Here is a 15,314-nt window from a genome sequence, read left to right as displayed (position 1 = left end):
CTCGTGGACGGCGCCGCGTTCGCATTCTAGCCGAGACTGATGACGCTGCGGTTCGAGACCGGGTTCGAGACCGGGTTCGAGAGGTTACTCGTCCCGATTCCCTGCGGCGTGCGCTTCGCCGCGGGCTTCAATGACGCTGGCCGTGCGCGGCGATGAGCCGGTCCACCACGCGGGTCACATGCTCGGCCGTGATCGCCTTCGTGCACTGGTAGCGGAAGGCGTCGCCCGCGTGGCGCGGGCACCAGCCGAAGTCGCTGTCGTCGAACTCGTGGCGCGTGTCGTTGTAGCAGCTATTGCAGGCGTGAAAATTGATCACGCGCCACGGCGTCTGGAACTCCGCTTTCGGATGCGAAAAGCCGCTGATCAGCACGACCGGCGCGCCCACGGCCCATGCGAGCCACGACAGGCCGCTGCCCAGCCCCACGAAAAAGTCGGCGTGGGCGAGCAGGCTCGCGCGCTCCTGCAACGGGCGCGCGCCGGTGAAGTCCTCGGCACCCTCGGGCATGACGTTCGTAGCGCCGGGTGCGCCGAATTCGCGGTCGCGGTCGATGCACAGCACGCGGTAGCCGCGCGCCTTCAGATGCGCCACCAGCGCCGGCCAGCCTTGCGGGTTGTTCCAGTATTTGCACTGCGCCGAGGCTTGCGTTGCGATGCACACGTAGGGCTGCGCAATCGTGCGCGTCCGATCGGCCACCACGATGCGCGGGCGGCGCTCCAGCGCCGGCACGCCCAGCATGTACGAGGCAAAGTCCTGAAGGCTGCTCACGCGCAGGTCGGTGGGCTGATGGTCGCGATCGGAGAGCGGGCGGTACGCGCCCACGCGGTAGGTCGCGTAAAGCGGCAGCGGCACGTCAGCGTCAACGTCAGCGGCGGCTTCGGCGGGCGCCGCGAATGCGATGCGGGGATAGCCCGCCTCGAACAGCGCGTGCAGCGAGGCCGCCATCTGCACGGTCAAATCACAGCCGTGCTGCTCGCGAAAGGCTTCGAAGGCCGGCATCCAGGCCATCGCGTCGCCAATCGCGCCCGATCCCACCACCACGCGCACGCGACGCCCGGCTGCATCGAAAGAATGCGAAAAAACGCGGCGCGGTCCGTCGAATACTTCCAGCCGGAAGCGGACGTAGTATTTGCGGCGGCTCGTGGCGATCTCGCCCGCGCCCAGCACCTCGTCGAACAGCACGTTGGCCGTGTCGAGGTCGTGCATGCGCACGCGCCAGCCGTCTTGCGGCACCTGCACGCGGCAGCCGTAGTTGAAGTCGTAGCGGATGCCCTCCGGCCCCGCCAGCGCGGGCGCGCCGGGTTGCGCGAAAGCGCTGGCCTGGAGGCCGCGCTGCCTGCCCGGCGAGGCGGACGAAGCCGGCGAGCCGGTCAAGGAGGGCGTGACAGAGGGTTTCATCGGGCGATCGGGATGCGGGGATGGTTCATCCGGCGCAAACGTCGTGCGCCAGTCCGGCGCGCAGATTATCCCGATCGCAAAAATAGCGGGGGCGTATAGCGGGGGCGTCAGCGCCCCGCCTTCCCCGCTCAAGCGAGCGCCGCGGCCGCGAATTTGCCCATGTCGGTGGCCGGATCGCGCAGCGCGTCGAGGTCGAGCGGCACGCCCTTGCCCACGAGCTTCTTGCCGCACAGGAAATCGGGCATCGAATTGACCGCGTCCACCGCGAGCAGCACGCGGTCCTTGAGGTAATACACGGCGAAGCGGCGCGCGGCCGGGTCGCCGCGCACGATCGCCCCGTCGTAGCCTTCGAGCAGGCCCACGGTCTGAAGCTTGAGATCGTACTGATCGGACCAGAACCAGGGCGCATCGCACACGGGGCGCGGCTTGCCGACGATCGCGGCGGCCGCCAGCTTCGCCTGCTCCACTGCGTTGTGCACGCTCTCCAGCCGCCCCGAGCGGCCATAGTGCGACAGCGGCCGGTGCGCGCAGTCGCCAATGGCGAAGACATCCGGGTCGCTCGTGCGCGCGTCGTCGTCCACCTGAATGCCGTTGACGCACGTGATGCCCGCCGCCTTCGCGAGCGCCTCGTTCGGCAGGATGCCGATGCCGACCAGCGCGAGCGTGGCGGGCACGATCTCGCCGCCCGCGAGCTGCACGCCGGTGAGCTTGCCGCCCTCGCCCACAAGCGCCTCGATCTTCGCGTTCAGGCGCAGATCGACGCCCTGCGCGCGATGCTCGTTCGTATAGAACGTGGAAACCGTCTCGCCCGTCACGCGGCCGAGCACGCGCGGCGCGGCTTCGAGCACCGTGACGTCGTGGCCGAGCTGGCGCGCCGCCGCGGCCGCTTCGAGGCCGATATAACCGGCGCCGATCACCACGAGCTCCTCGCCCGGCTGCACGCGCTCGCGCAAGACGTCCGCGTCGGCGAGCGAGCGCAGCGCGATCACGCCCGCGAGATCGTGGCCCGGCACCGTCAACGCGCGCGGCGTGGAGCCCGTGGCGAGAATCAGCTTGTCGTATTGCACCTGGCTGCCGTCGGCAAGCGTGAGCGTGCGGCTTGCGCGGTCGAGCGACTGCGCGCTCGCGCCGAGCTTCAGTTCGATGCGTTGCTCGTCGTAGAACGCGCGCGGCTTCAACCACAGGCGCTCGACATCGGCCTCGCCCTTCAAATAGGCCTTGCTGAGCGGCGGCCGGTGATACGGGGGCACCGGCTCCTCGCCGACCAGCACGACGCGGCCACCGAACCCATACTGCCGCAACAGCGCCGCGGCGTTGCCGCCCGCGTGCCCTGCCCCGACGATCACCACCGTGCTGCCATCTTCTTGCATGTCCGCTCCCGCTTGTCTTGCGCTTTTACACGTCAATGGATTCATGGCGCGCACAGGCGGTCGCCGCCCATACGCGCGATTTCGACCGCCGCGCCCATGAGCCCGCCGCGCCGCCCGGCGCCTCAGGAACGAGATGATCTCACGGTTCGGGCACGCGGGCCACGCTCAGTCGAAGGCGCGGTCGTTCGGCGCGGCATAGAGCGCGCGCAGTGCTTCGCTCATCGGAAACTGGAAATTCGCGCCCTTGGGCGGCACCGGCTTTTCGAACCACTTCGTGTAGAGCGCGTCGATTTCGCCGCTTTTCATGATGCCCGCCATCGCGTTGTTCACGAGTTGGCGGAATTCCGGGTCGTTATTGCGCATCATGAATCCATACGCTTCGGACGACTGCGGCGTGCCCACGATGGTCCATTCGGAAGGATTCGCCGTGAGCGAACGCGTGCCCGCGAGCAGCACGTCGTCCATCATGTAGGCCACCGCGCGGCCCGATTCGAGTGTCGCGCGCCCTTCTCCATAGTCCCTTGCGCTGATGATGCGCATGTTCATCTGCTTGTCGATATTCATGCGCCGCAGGATGCGCTCGGAGGTCGTGCCCTGGTTGGTGAGCACGGTCTTGCCGGCCAGATCGGGGAAATCGTGAATGCCCGAGTCCTTGCGCGTGAGCAGGCGCGTGGTCGCGATGAAGAACGTATTGGAGAACGTCACCTGGGCCTGGCGCGCCTTCAGGTTGGTCGTCACGCCGCACTCCAGGTCCACCGTGCCGTTTTGCACGAGCGGAATGCGGTTTTGCGAAGTGACCGGAATGAAGCGCACTTGCAGGTTGGGACGATTCGTTTTCGCCTTCACGGCCTCGATCACCTTGTCGCAGATGTCCTGCGAAAAGCCGATCACCTTGTTGTCGCCCACCACGTACGAAAACGGCACCGAGGTCTCGCGATAGCCGATGGCGATAATATTCGCAGAGCGAATCTTTTCGAGCGTGGGCTGCGCGACCTGGGCCGCCGCGGGCTGCATCAGCGCAAGGCAGGGCGTGACGGCCAGGCAGGCCAGCGCCAGCAACTTCAGTCGGTTCATGGCTCGGTTCTCTTCGTCATCTCGTGGGTTTGGCGCGCCTGAAACGTCCGCTTGATGCGTTCGCATGAAACATCCATTTGCGGCCAGAATCGAACATCGCGCAACATGCGGGAAATACCAGGCGTTTGGCCGATATGTTAAGCCGACAACGAAAAAAGCAGCGGACATAGCCGCTGCTTTTTGTTAGTGCTGAAGCGCCATCACATCACGCGCGATCAGCCATTGACAAGCTTTTTCGGCTGCATCAGCGCAAGCACCGCGCCCAGCACCATCGCGGCCGACACGCAGTACATGCCCGCGTTCGTGCTTTGCGTCATGTCCTTCATCCAGCCGATGATCGAAGGGCTCACGAAGCCCGCGAGGTTGCCGACCGAGTTGATCATGCCGATAGCCGCGGCGGCCGAGCCGCCCGCAAGAATCGCGCTCGGCCAGGTCCAGAACACGGGCATCGTGGCGAGCATGCCCGCCGCGCCCACCGAAAGCGCGAGCATGGCGAGCGGCACGTTGTGAGCGAACACGGTGCTGAAATACAGGCCCACGGCCGAAGCGAGCGAGGCGATCGCGAAGTGCCAGCGGCGCTCGCCCGTGCGGTCGGCGCTCTTCGCCACGAACAACATGCTGAACACGGCGCACGCGTACGGAATGGCCGTGAGCAGGCCCACGTCGAGCGCGTTCTTCACGCCGCTCGCCTTGATGAGCGTGGGCAGATAGAAGCTGATGCCGTACAGGCCCATCATGCAGCAGAAGTAGATCACGGCCATGAGCCACACGCGGCCGTTGGTGAACACCGAGCCAATCGACGCATGGCCCTTGCCCGCCTGGTCCTGCGCGATGTTGTGTTCGAGCACAGCCTTCTCTTCGGCCGAGAGCCACTTCGCCGTGCGAATGCCGTTGGGCAGATAGAACAGCGTGACCACGCCCAGCACGAACGAAGGCACGGCTTCGATCAGAAAGAGCCACTGCCAGCCCGCCAAACCGTGCGTGCCGTTGAAGGCCGCGAGAATCCAGCCCGAAAGCGGCCCGCCCAGCACGCCCGCGATCGGAATGCCGATCATGAAGAGCGCGTTCATGCGGCTGCGGCGCGCGGCCGGAAACCAGTACGTGAGGTAAAGCACGATGCCGGGGAAGAAGCCCGCCTCGGCCACGCCCAGCAGGAAACGCACGATGTAGAACTGCGTGGGCGTTTTCACGAACAGCGTGGCGGCGGAGAGCACGGCCCACGTGAGCATGATGCGCGCGATCCACCGGCGCGCGCCGACCCGGTGCATGAGAATATTGCTTGGGACTTCGAAGAAAAAGTACCCGATGAAGAAAATACCTGCGCCGAGACCATAAATGGTTTCGCTGAATTGCAGGTCGCTCAGCATTTGCAGCTTGGCGAAGCCGACGTTCACGCGGTCGAGGTACGCGGCGACGTAGCAGATAAAAAGAAACGGCAACAGACGCAACGTGGCCTTCGAATAGGCGCGCGTCTCAAGAGTATGCAATGCGGCCTTCGACTGGCCACCGGCGATCGTATTCATGGTCTCCAACATGGTGCAAAGCCGATGCCGCGCAGGCAAAGGCGGGAGAAAACAGACGCACGTAGCCGGGCTGCGCATAGGGTCCCGCCCCATTAGCTCCCATCACCCATTACGTTGCGCCCGCAACAAATCGCCCGCCCTGAGCTGCGCACAGCGCCGCACGAGACAGGCAAAGTGCGTGATCGTAGCCAGATACAACAATTGTTGTCAACTATTTGTAAGCCGGTTCGATCAACCTCTCTGGAAACCGGTCCGCGTGCACCCGGACGATGCACGAAAGCGCGCCGGCCTGAGGCGGGGCGCTAGAATCGTCGAACCGACCGGAAAACGACCCCGCATGGAGATCCGCGCGCCATGAATTCCACCCTGCTGCCCCGCCGTCCACGCGTGTATCTCGCCGGCTTCGACGTGTTCCGGCGCGACGCGCACGAATACGGTGCACGCCTTGTCGCCACGTGCGCGGAATACGGCTTCGAGGGCGTGTACCCGCTCGACGCCGAAGTGCCCGCCAACCTCGACGGCCCGCGCGCGGCTGCATGGATCTATCGCGCCAATGTCGATGCGATCCGCGCCGCCGACATCGTGATGGCGAATGTGAACGACTTTCGCGGCCCCGGCGAACCCGACTCGGGCACCGCCTTCGAAATCGGCTACGCGGCCGCGCTCGGCAAGGAGATCTGGGCCTATACGTCCGACGCGGGCACGCTCATCGAGCGCGTGCCGTCCGTACCCGATCCGCAGGGGCCGCCGGGGCGCGTTTGCGAACGTGGCTATCTGGTGGAGGATTTCGGTCTCGGCAAGAACCTGATGATCGCGTGCGCGGCGCGGCTCGTGCAGGGCGACGCGCGTGCCTGCCTCGAAGCCATGGCGCAGGGGCGCACGCAGTAGCGCGTGCGCCGCCGCCAGGAGAACTCAGCGGGAGATCAATGATGCATGGTGCTCATCGTGCTCATGCGCTGTAGCGCGCGAATGCGCGCCACCGCGGGCCGGTCGGCCACCACGCCCTGGTAGAGCTTCGTGAGATCGGCCTTGAGCGCCGTGCGCGAACCCGCGTCGAGATACACCATGTGCCCCGAGGGATAGAAGCGTGCGCTCAGATTGTTGCGCACCTTCTGATTGTCGAGTGGCATTTTCTGCAAGTCGATCACGGTCTGATAGAACGGCGTGACGAAGTCGTAAAAGCCGTTCGCGGAAAGCACGCGCAAATCGGGATTGAGCGCCATCACCGCCGCGAGGTCGCCCGCCGTGTAGAGCACGATATTGCCGTGCGCGTCGACGCCCTTCTGCGCGCCGGTCGGATCGATATGGCTGAAGTTCCAGTTCTTGAACGCCTGGTCGTTGAGGTCCGTGAACGACGAATTCGTGCGGAACTTGAGCTGCTCGTTCAGATAGCTGTTCCACATGGCCGTATATACGCCGCTCACCGCCGTCATGGTGGGATCGTTGCCGCCCGAGTTCGGGTCGATGTTGCCGGCGATGCCCGTGTCGATGGCGGTCACGCGGCCGTCGTACGAACCGAGCGCCATGCCCTTGTCCTTCAGGAGCGTCGTGAGAAAAAGCGAATTGCCGCGGCTGTCGTACGCGGCGATGTCGAGGTTCCACGACTCCAGCGTTTGCGTGTCGATGCCCGTGTATTGCGAAAGCGTCTTGAGCGCGGCCGCAATCGCCTTGTCCTTCGGATTGGGGAATTTCGAGAGCGCCTGCAAATAGCCGGTGCGCGCGAACTGCGCGACCTGCGCGGCGAACGTCTGCAAGTCCTTCGGCGCGGGCTTCACGCCCAGGCGCTTGTGATACCACGCGTCGGCGGCGGCCGTGGGCAGCGCGCCCACCGGGTTGCCGCTTTGCGTGTAATCGAGTATCGACGACTGTAACGTGACGCCGTTCAGGTCCACGCCGTCTTCGTGCAGACGGTACGCGAGCACGCAACTGCGCGCGGTGCCATACGACTCGCCGTAAAGAAACTTCGGCGAATTCCAGCGATCGTTCGCGGTGAGGTAGCGCTTGATGAACTGCTTGAGCGAATCGGCGTCCTGATCCACACCCCAGAAGTCGCGGTTGTGATGCGGCGCAATCGCGGCCGAATAGCCGGTTCCCACCGGATTGATGAACACGAGGTCGCTCTTGTCGAGCAAGCTGTCCGGGTTGTCTTCGAGCGCATACGGCGCGGGCGGCGTGAAGCCCGGCATCGACGTCTTGATGCGCTTGGGCGCGAACGAGCCGAGCAGCACGAACACCGAAGAAGAACCGGGGCCGCCGTTGTAGAAGAACGTGACGGGACGGTCCTGCGCCTGCACGCCGTCCTTGGTGAACGCGACGTAGAAAATCTTCGCGTCGGGCTGCGAACTGCTCGGATCGACGGTCACGAGATGGCCCGCCGTCGCCGTATAGGCAATCGCTTCCTTGCCGATCTGGATGGCGTGATGCGTGATGGCGGCGTTCTCCGTCATGTCGGTGACGAAGTCGTCGGGACCGTTGCCGTAAGCGGTGGGATCGAAGCACGGCTGGTCGGCCGGTGTGCGGTGTTTGCCGTTGCCGCTCGCGGGACCGGCCCCGTGAGCCTTGCCGTTGCCTTTGCCTTTGCCTTTGGACTGCGCCTCGTCGTTCATTTCGTCTCCTCCGTGGAGAGGCGGTTCGCGATGTAGACCGTGAGTGCGACTTCGCATGCAACCCGCATGGCGCCCGGCAATGCCAGGGCGCCGGCTCATCCTACGCCGAGCCGAGCACCGCCGCCACCTTGCTGCCTACCGGCGTGCCGAGGCCCGTGCACGCGTCCCAGCCGGGCCCGGCCGAGAAGTCGCCGTTGCTGCCGCTCGTCACGTCGTTGAAGGCACCGGGCTGCGCGTAGAGCTTCGCGTTCGCGAATCCCACGGGCTTGCCGCGCGCGGCGTTGATGCGCGCGATCAGCGCGGCCCACAACGGCGCGACGGCGCTGGTGCCGCCCACCACCGTGTCCGCGCCGCCCACGCGCACCACGTAGCCCGTGGCCGGATCGGCGTCGGCGGACACATCGGGCACGCCGCGCCGCACCAGCGCGCCTGCGCCGCCGCTGCCGCGCACGACGCGCAGCCCCTTTTGCCAGGCCGGCAACGCGAACGTCGCGCTCACGCCGCCGCCCGTCGCGCCGTCTTCGCCGTTGCCCCAAACCGTCTCGTGCGTGATGTGCCCATTCGACGCTGTGATATGCGTGCCGCCGCAGCCAAGCGCGTACGGACTCGACGCCGGAAAGTCGACATGATCGGCGCCGTCGCCCACGCCGTCCGACGAGCCGCTGTCGCCCGAAGCCGCGCACACCGTCACGCCGAGCGCAACGGCCGTTTGCATCGCGTCGTTAAGCGCGCCGAGCGTTTGCTGTGACCACGCGGATTCGGGCGCGCCCCAACTGATCGAAATGACCGACGGCTTGCGCTGGCTGTCGTGCAGCGCGGCGCTCACGGCGTCCACGAAGCCCGCTTCGCTGTTCGGCGCGAAATACACCGCAATCAGCGCGGCCGGCGCGAGCGCGCCCGCGATCTCCACGTCGAGTGTGACTTCGCCGTCCGGGCCGTTCGGGTCGCCGCTCGGCGCGTTCGTCGCCTGATCGACGGACACCGCCTCCACGCGCGGCGCGCCCACTCCCAGTTCGTTGAAATAGGCCGTGAGGTCCGCCGTGTCGTAGCCGCCGCCCATCTCCACGAGCGCGATGCACTGGCCGCTGCCGTCGCCCGCCGGAAAGTCGTAAAGCTGCGCAAGCTGCAAAGGCGTGAACGAATGACTCACGGCGCGCGCCGCGCGAATGGGCGGGTGGATCGGCGCGCCGCCCGCCGCCGGCGATGTTTCCGGCGTCAGGGCCGTGGTAGTGGGGTTGATGCGAAAGTGCGGCCGCGCCTTCGCGCGATTGTCGAGCCCCACCACGGCGGTGACGACCTCGTGCATGTCATCCGGCAGATGCACGGGCCCGCTGGGCTGGCGAAAGTGAAACGTGGATTTGCCGACCTGATGCTCGAAGCGTTGCAGGGCGACGCCGAATGCGGCGTTGTATTGCTGCACCGTGCCCGATAGCACCACGCGGCGTGCGGCGGCATCGGCGTGAACCACCGTGAGCCCGTGCGCGCTCGCGAACTGCGCGACGCGCTTGATGTCCTCGGCGGAGGCGCCGAAGCGGCGCTCGTATTCCTCGCGCGAAAGTGGCTGCGCCGCAGGATCGTTCGCGGCGAGTTTGTCCACCAGGTCGTGAAATTCGGCCAATGCCTGGCGGCGCAGGATCAGCACGATGTCGAAATGCTCCGCCGGGTCGCACGCGCCGACGCATTGCGCGCCCGCGGGCGTCGGATGGTCACTGCCTGCCACGGGTTGTTGCCTGGTCATGGCCGGTTCTCCTCGATGTACCGCGTGCCAGCGTCTGGATTCTGGCATTCGGACACACGGCGAATTACCGGAGTTCCGCGTGCCAACCGGCACGGCATGCCATTCAGATCACTTCTGATTCACGACGCATCGTTATCCGGCAGGCTTGCCGTGCGGCGTGTACGCAAACGAGGCAGTGTGAGCATGCCGCGTGCCCGCCGCTTCCAGATCTCCAGATCGATGGCAATCGCGAAACCATAGCTTCGCATGGTTCCCTGCCTTTCGCCTTACATCGAAGATTGGCTATCCACCTCGCAATGTCTGCAAATATTTCCGCGCCTATTTGCTCGACGCAAACCATTTTCTATAGATCTGCTCGTAAGTGCCGTCGTCATACATGGCCAGCAGCGCCTCGTTAATCGACTTTCGCACCTGACTGCCGCCCGGCAGGGCAATGCCGTACTTCTCCGGCCGGAAAATCGGCCCGACTACGCTCACGTTATCTTGACCGAGCCGTGGCGCCCAGTACTGAAGCGTTGGCGCGTCGTAGACGATCGCTTGCACGTTGCCCTGCATGAGCAGCCGGAATCCCTCGTTGGCATTGTTCAGGCTCACGAACGGCAGGCCGCGCCCGGCGAGGTAGTCGGCGGCCGTCGTTCCCGGCACGGTGCCGATCGTTTTACCCGGCAGGTCGTCCGGCCCGCGTATGTTCGACTGGAGCCGCGCCACGGTTTGCGAGGACGTCACCGTGGCCGTCAACTGGGCGATCAGCACGACGCCGATCAGCCACATCGTCGGCACGAGCACACGTTTCCATACACCCGGCGCGTCGCGTTCGCCGTGCTCGCCGGTTGCGATGATGAGCATGGTCACCCATAGGCCCTCCCCGATGGCTCGCCAATAGGGCTTCTGGAAACTGCGATCGCTCTTGCGTTCCATTAACCAGACCAGATTGGCGAGCAGAAAAACAATGGCGGCCGCCACGCCCACGAACTCCGCGATGGCGAGCCACGGAACGGCCCCGATGCTGCCCACGAACGAATTGTCGTTCTGCGTGTGCACCATGATCTGCAAGCCGGAATCGAAATAGGGAATCGAGAAGTCCACCACGCGCTCCCGCTCGGGCGTCATGGTGATCGCCGCTATCGCGACATCGGCATTGCCGTGTTGCACGGCGGGCAGCAATTCAGCCTGCGTCGCCACGGGATACCACGCGAAGTCGCGATGCATACGGCGCGCGATCTCGTTCCAGATATCGATGCTGAAACCCTCGGGCACGGTGGTTTGCGGCAGCACGAAAGGCGCGACGGAGGCAATCGCGACATGCAAGGGGGGAAACTGAGGGGCGGACTGCGGGGCAAGCTGCGTCGAGCCGCTTGTTGCAGACGACGAAACGGCCGGCTCGTCGGCGCGGGCGCTCACGCCTGTGATGACCAATGCAAAGACAACGACGGCGGACAACAGCCGCCACGGAACTGACTTGCTCATCGCATCACTCCCAGGAGCCGGGCTCGTCGGTTTTCAGCTATCTGATTCGTGCCGGAAATGGATATCCGCGAAGGCCACCCTTCAGCCGCCTCGCTGCATCGCCTCGTTGACCGCGCCGAGCAATGTCGCGCCCAGAAACGGCTTCGTCAGCAGCGCGTGTTGCCCGGTCATCGCGACGGCCTGCCGCGTGGCGGGCTCGTCATGAGCGGTGATGAACACGGCGGGGGGCCGTGGTTGCCGCAGCGCCTCATAAAACACCGGGCCCGATGCACCTGGAAGCTGAACGTCGACGATCAGGCAACGCGCCGACGAGGCGCAACCGGAAACCGCCAGTTCCTCAGCACTTCGAAATGATCGCGTAGCGAATCCCGACAGGCGGCACAGGCGCTCGATGGCGCTGCGCAAGCCACTGTCGTCCTCGATAATCACGATCAGGTGTGGTTCTCCATCCATGCCCCACCCAGGTAGTCATTGATTCAGCGTCGAGTGGCGTCACCGCCTCGGCAGGCGCGCGACACGCCGTTTGTCCATCGTTGTCCAGAACGCGCGGCGCAACTATAGGGACTTGGGGCAACGCCCTTTCCCTTTCGGGCAATTCGCGGAAATTGCGGGCGGAAGACTCTTCCGATAGCCAATCGCGCCCGCGCGCGGCAAGCTCAGGTAGCGGCGCTTTGAGTTGCACCGGCGTTCGCGGACGCATTTTCCTCACTCCCCGCACTCGCGCAGGGCAGCCACACGGTGAACTCCGTTCCGCCACCGTCGCGCGCCGCTACGTCGATGCGCCCGTGATGCGCTTCGACGATCGAGCGGACAATGGACAGACCCAGTCCCATGCCATGCGGCTTGGTTGTATAGAACGGCTCGAACAGGCGCCGCACGCCCACGCCACCCAAGCCGCAGCCACGGTCGGCCACGACGAACGCCACGCCGTGCGAGACGCGTTTCGTGGCGATCGTGAGCACGCGGCTCGCGGGGTCGGTTTCGTGCATGGCGTCCATCGCATTGATCGCGAGATTGAGCACGACCTGCTGAAGCTGGACCGCGTCGCCCATGATCTGCGCGTCACCGGCCTCGAATTGCGTCTCCACGCCGATGTTGCGCCGTTTCGCTTCCGGGGCGATCAGCTTGAGCGCGCATTGCAGCGCGCCGTCCAGCGGCTGCGGCTGAAATGCGATGCCCTGTTTTTGCAGCAGGCTGCGCAGGCGTTGCACCACGTCGTTGGCCCGCAATGCATCGCGCTTCACGTCCGAGAGAATTTCCTCCAGTTCCGTGCCATCCACATGCGAGGCCTTGATGAGCAATTCCGCGGCGTCCGCATTGCTCAGGATCGCGCCAAGCGGCTGGCCCACTTCATGCGCGATCGACGCGCTCAATTCACCCACCGTCGCAAAACGCGCGGCGCGCGCGAGCTCGCCGCGCCGCTCGGTGGCGTCGGCTTCGGCGAGCCGCCGGTTGCGGCGCTGCGCCAGCAAGGCGACGATCGTGACGGTCTGGGCGAGCAGCACCGCCAGCGCGGCCAGCACCACGCCGCGGTACTCGCGGAAAATCGACCGTGGAAAATCGATCAACCGGCAATCGGCCGGCAACGCCGACGTTGAAAGGCCATAGCGCTCCAGTTGCGTCACGTTTGCCGTGCAGCGCGCGGGTAGCGCGGCGAACGTCAGCCCGTCCATGCGGCCGCGATTGCGCAGGATCGACAGCGCCGCCTCCCCGGTCAGGCGCCCATTCTCCTCGAAGTCATACATGGCGCCCGCGGTCACGCCGCCATCCAGATACGTCGAATACCACGCGTAAATCGGTGCGCGCGAAGCAGCCACCATGCCCGGCACGAGTTGATAGGGAAAAAACCGATGGCCCTCGCGGTCGCGATACATCGTCGTGTAGACCACGGCCGAGCGGTTATCGAGCTGCGAGAGCCGCTGCTCGATCTCGTGGATGGACAGGCCGCGCCAGATATCGACCGACGACCACCGGCGGCCGCGCGTAGCCGCGGCCTCGACCACGCGGTCGATGAACGAATAGTCCGTGTCGCTCGTGCCCCCTACCACCACGAGCCGATTGGCGTCCGGTTGCAGCGCCTCGGCAATGGCCAGCGTCTTTGCAACGTCGATGGGAAATGGCACGCGCGCAAAGCCGGCGGGCAGCGGGTTCTGTTCGAACCATTTTTCCGGCACGCTGGTGAGCAGTACGGGCGCGCCGGGCCAGAGTTGCGCATGGTATTTCAACGCGAAATCGGCGGCGTGGTTGCCTATGCCCACCACCAGATCGACACGCTGATCCGCATACTTCTTCTTCATCAACGCGAGGAATTCGGGCGTGAGATCCTCTGCGCCGAAACGAAAGCCGTCGAGCGCGTCGAGAAAGACCTCCGCGCCGTGCGGCATGGACGTTTCCAGCAGGCTTCTGATCGCTCTGATCTGCACCAGCGCAGCGGGCTGAATGGGGTCGGTGCCGGTGAGGATCACCACGCGCACCGGCTCCGCCGCTAGCGCGGCCGTCGAGGCAACGAGCAGGAGCGCCGCCATGACGACGGCCATCCCGTAGCGGAGCACGGCGAGCACGCCATGCATCGGATCGCCGCAGACAGCAGTCGATCGGTCTCCAGGCTCGGCGCGCAGCAAAGCATGTATCTCCTCTTCAGACCAAACGCGGAATGCACGACCGAATCGCTCCAACGCTTTGTCTCTAATATTGGTTATTTGCGAAACACCGGCTGCGTGGATTTCACGCTTCGCCAATTCAATCCGGCTGCGGGAATCAGGTTAGCAGAAAGGTACGTGCGCCGGGTTGCCTTGCGCGCTTTAAACACCAGACAAGAATGAGCGGAATATCGTGATTCTTTCGATGAATGCTGCGAACGCAAATCGGCGTATCGGATTCAAACGAATGCAAATCACCTGACATCGCCGTCGCCAGGCAAAACCGGGCGGCGCATGGATTCGATTGCGAACAAGTCGTGGCGGCCGCGCACGCGCGCTACGCCGCCGGTGACAGCCCTTGAGCGCAGCACAACAGTTCCGCGAGCGAATCCGCGCCGAACTTGCGCATGAGATCCGCGCGGCAGCTTTTGATCGTGCGCTCGGACAGCCCCAGTTCCGCAGCGATCTGCTTGTTGCGCAAGCCCGCCACGATGCCCCTCAACACGGTGCGCTCGCGATCGCCGAGCTTGACCCCGCGCGTGGGCGCGGGTTGCGCTTGCGGTTCTTCCACACCCTGATGGAGCGCGGCTTCCAGCGCATCCAGCAAGGTTTGCCGCTCGAACGGCTTGACGAGGAAATCCACGGCGCCGGCCTTCATGGCCTGCACGGTCCTGGGGACGTCGCTATACGCGCTCATGAACACGACCGGCAGCGTGCGCGGCTGGCGCCGCAGCGCCTGCTGAAGGTCCAGACCGCTCGGGCCGCCGAGCTCCATATCGACCAGCAGGCAGCCGTCCCATTCTTCGGGTTCGCTCACGAGAAACTCCCCGGCCGAAGCGTAGTCCCGGACCGAATAACCCGCGCATTTAAGGAGCCGTTTTAGCGCCAACCGCATCGATTCATCGTCTTCGACAACATGAATCATTTTCGTCGAATCGTTATTCACAATTTCGCTCCAATTCCGGTAGTCAACCCGCATGCAAAGGGTTATAGCAATTTCCCGGGTAGCCTGTTTTCTGACTGCGCCGAAACAAAGGAAAAAGCGGCTTTTCCTACGCAGCGCGCATAGCGCATAGCGAATAGCGCGGCAAATGAAATGGAGAATACGCGAACGCGATTGCAAACATTGCGCGGCAGCGGCGCGGATTGCCCTTGAGGGCAACATCGTTGCCCCGTCTACCGATGGCGAATCCGGATCGCCGCTCCGATACTGAATGCCGGTAAGCGGCTGACGGGCGCGCCATGCCTGTGTGCCGCTCTCGCTCGACGTTTGCGCCCACACAGACCCACGCCCCGACTGATCATGGTCCATCCCGCACCGGCAGCGAGCGACGACGCGTGCACCGCCTTGCCCGCCTTGCCCGCCATGCCCTGCATTCCCGGCGACCTTCCTCATGGGCTCGAATCATCACGATCCGGCGGAAGCCCCTGCGCACAACATGTGCGTTCGGAAATCGCCGCTCGCTGCGGCCTGGAGGGCGCGAAGTTCGTCCGGGGCGAC

General features: G+C 65.0%; 11 protein-coding genes. 1 reads left to right on the top strand and 10 read right to left on the bottom strand.

The window, feature by feature from the left end; all coding sequences use genetic code 11:
• Window positions 1–127 precede the first annotated feature (127 nt).
• The 4 genes from C7402_RS05865 to C7402_RS05850 all read right to left on the bottom strand — a co-directional run bounded on the left by C7402_RS05865 (window position 128) and on the right by C7402_RS05850 (window position 5,363).
• Window positions 128–1,396: an autotransporter strand-loop-strand O-heptosyltransferase gene (locus C7402_RS05865; protein WP_116609942.1), complete on the bottom strand. Its 1,269-nt coding sequence runs from the start codon at window positions 1,394–1,396 to the stop codon at window positions 128–130.
• A gap of 128 nt (window positions 1,397–1,524) precedes the next feature.
• Complete coding sequence (locus C7402_RS05860) at window positions 1,525–2,766, bottom strand: NAD(P)/FAD-dependent oxidoreductase (RefSeq protein ID WP_208948892.1); 1,242 nt, start codon at window positions 2,764–2,766, stop codon at window positions 1,525–1,527.
• Between the two features lie 165 nt (window positions 2,767–2,931).
• Window positions 2,932–3,840, bottom strand: a complete 909-nt coding sequence (locus tag C7402_RS05855; protein ID WP_116609940.1) for a glutamate/aspartate ABC transporter substrate-binding protein — start codon at window positions 3,838–3,840, stop codon at window positions 2,932–2,934.
• A 215-nt stretch (window positions 3,841–4,055) separates the two neighbouring features.
• The gene (locus C7402_RS05850; RefSeq protein ID WP_112169397.1) at window positions 4,056–5,363 is read right to left on the bottom strand and encodes an MFS transporter; all 1,308 of its coding nucleotides are present in this window, start codon (window positions 5,361–5,363) and stop codon (window positions 4,056–4,058) included.
• 354 nt (window positions 5,364–5,717) lie between these two features.
• Here C7402_RS05850 and C7402_RS05845 point away from each other — a divergent pair, with 354 nt between their 5' ends.
• A complete protein-coding gene (locus C7402_RS05845; protein ID WP_116609939.1) occupies window positions 5,718–6,251 on the top strand; it encodes a nucleoside 2-deoxyribosyltransferase in 534 nt (177 codons plus the stop codon).
• A 35-nt stretch (window positions 6,252–6,286) separates the two neighbouring features.
• Here the strand turns inward: C7402_RS05845 and C7402_RS05840 are convergent, their stop codons facing one another.
• The 6 genes from C7402_RS05840 to C7402_RS05815 all read right to left on the bottom strand — a co-directional run bounded on the left by C7402_RS05840 (window position 6,287) and on the right by C7402_RS05815 (window position 14,708).
• Entirely contained in the window at window positions 6,287–7,969 is a 1,683-nt protein-coding gene (locus C7402_RS05840; protein WP_116609938.1) for a S10 family peptidase, read from the bottom strand.
• Window positions 7,970–8,069: 100 nt separating this feature from the next.
• Entirely contained in the window at window positions 8,070–9,707 is a 1,638-nt protein-coding gene (locus C7402_RS05835) for a S53 family peptidase (RefSeq protein WP_116609937.1), read from the bottom strand.
• Between the two features lie 318 nt (window positions 9,708–10,025).
• Window positions 10,026–11,174 (bottom strand): transporter substrate-binding domain-containing protein, encoded by a 1,149-nt coding sequence (locus C7402_RS05830; RefSeq protein WP_116609936.1) that lies wholly within the window; start codon window positions 11,172–11,174, stop codon window positions 10,026–10,028.
• A gap of 81 nt (window positions 11,175–11,255) precedes the next feature.
• The gene (locus C7402_RS05825; protein ID WP_116609935.1) at window positions 11,256–11,627 is read right to left on the bottom strand and encodes a response regulator; all 372 of its coding nucleotides are present in this window, start codon (window positions 11,625–11,627) and stop codon (window positions 11,256–11,258) included.
• 203 nt (window positions 11,628–11,830) lie between these two features.
• Window positions 11,831–13,744 carry a sensor histidine kinase gene (locus tag C7402_RS05820; RefSeq protein ID WP_116609934.1) on the bottom strand — a complete coding sequence of 638 codons (1,914 nt, stop codon included), beginning with the start codon at window positions 13,742–13,744 and terminating at the stop codon, window positions 11,831–11,833.
• Window positions 13,745–14,150: 406 nt separating this feature from the next.
• Window positions 14,151–14,708: a response regulator transcription factor gene (locus C7402_RS05815; protein WP_244314761.1), complete on the bottom strand. Its 558-nt coding sequence runs from the start codon at window positions 14,706–14,708 to the stop codon at window positions 14,151–14,153.
• Window positions 14,709–15,314: the final 606 nt, after the last annotated feature.

This window comes from Paraburkholderia unamae (assembly GCF_003096875.1).
GTDB lineage: Bacteria > Pseudomonadota > Gammaproteobacteria > Burkholderiales > Burkholderiaceae > Paraburkholderia > Paraburkholderia unamae.
The sequence above is the reverse complement of the archived record's forward strand: the minus strand, read 5'-3'. Positions and strand labels throughout refer to the sequence as shown.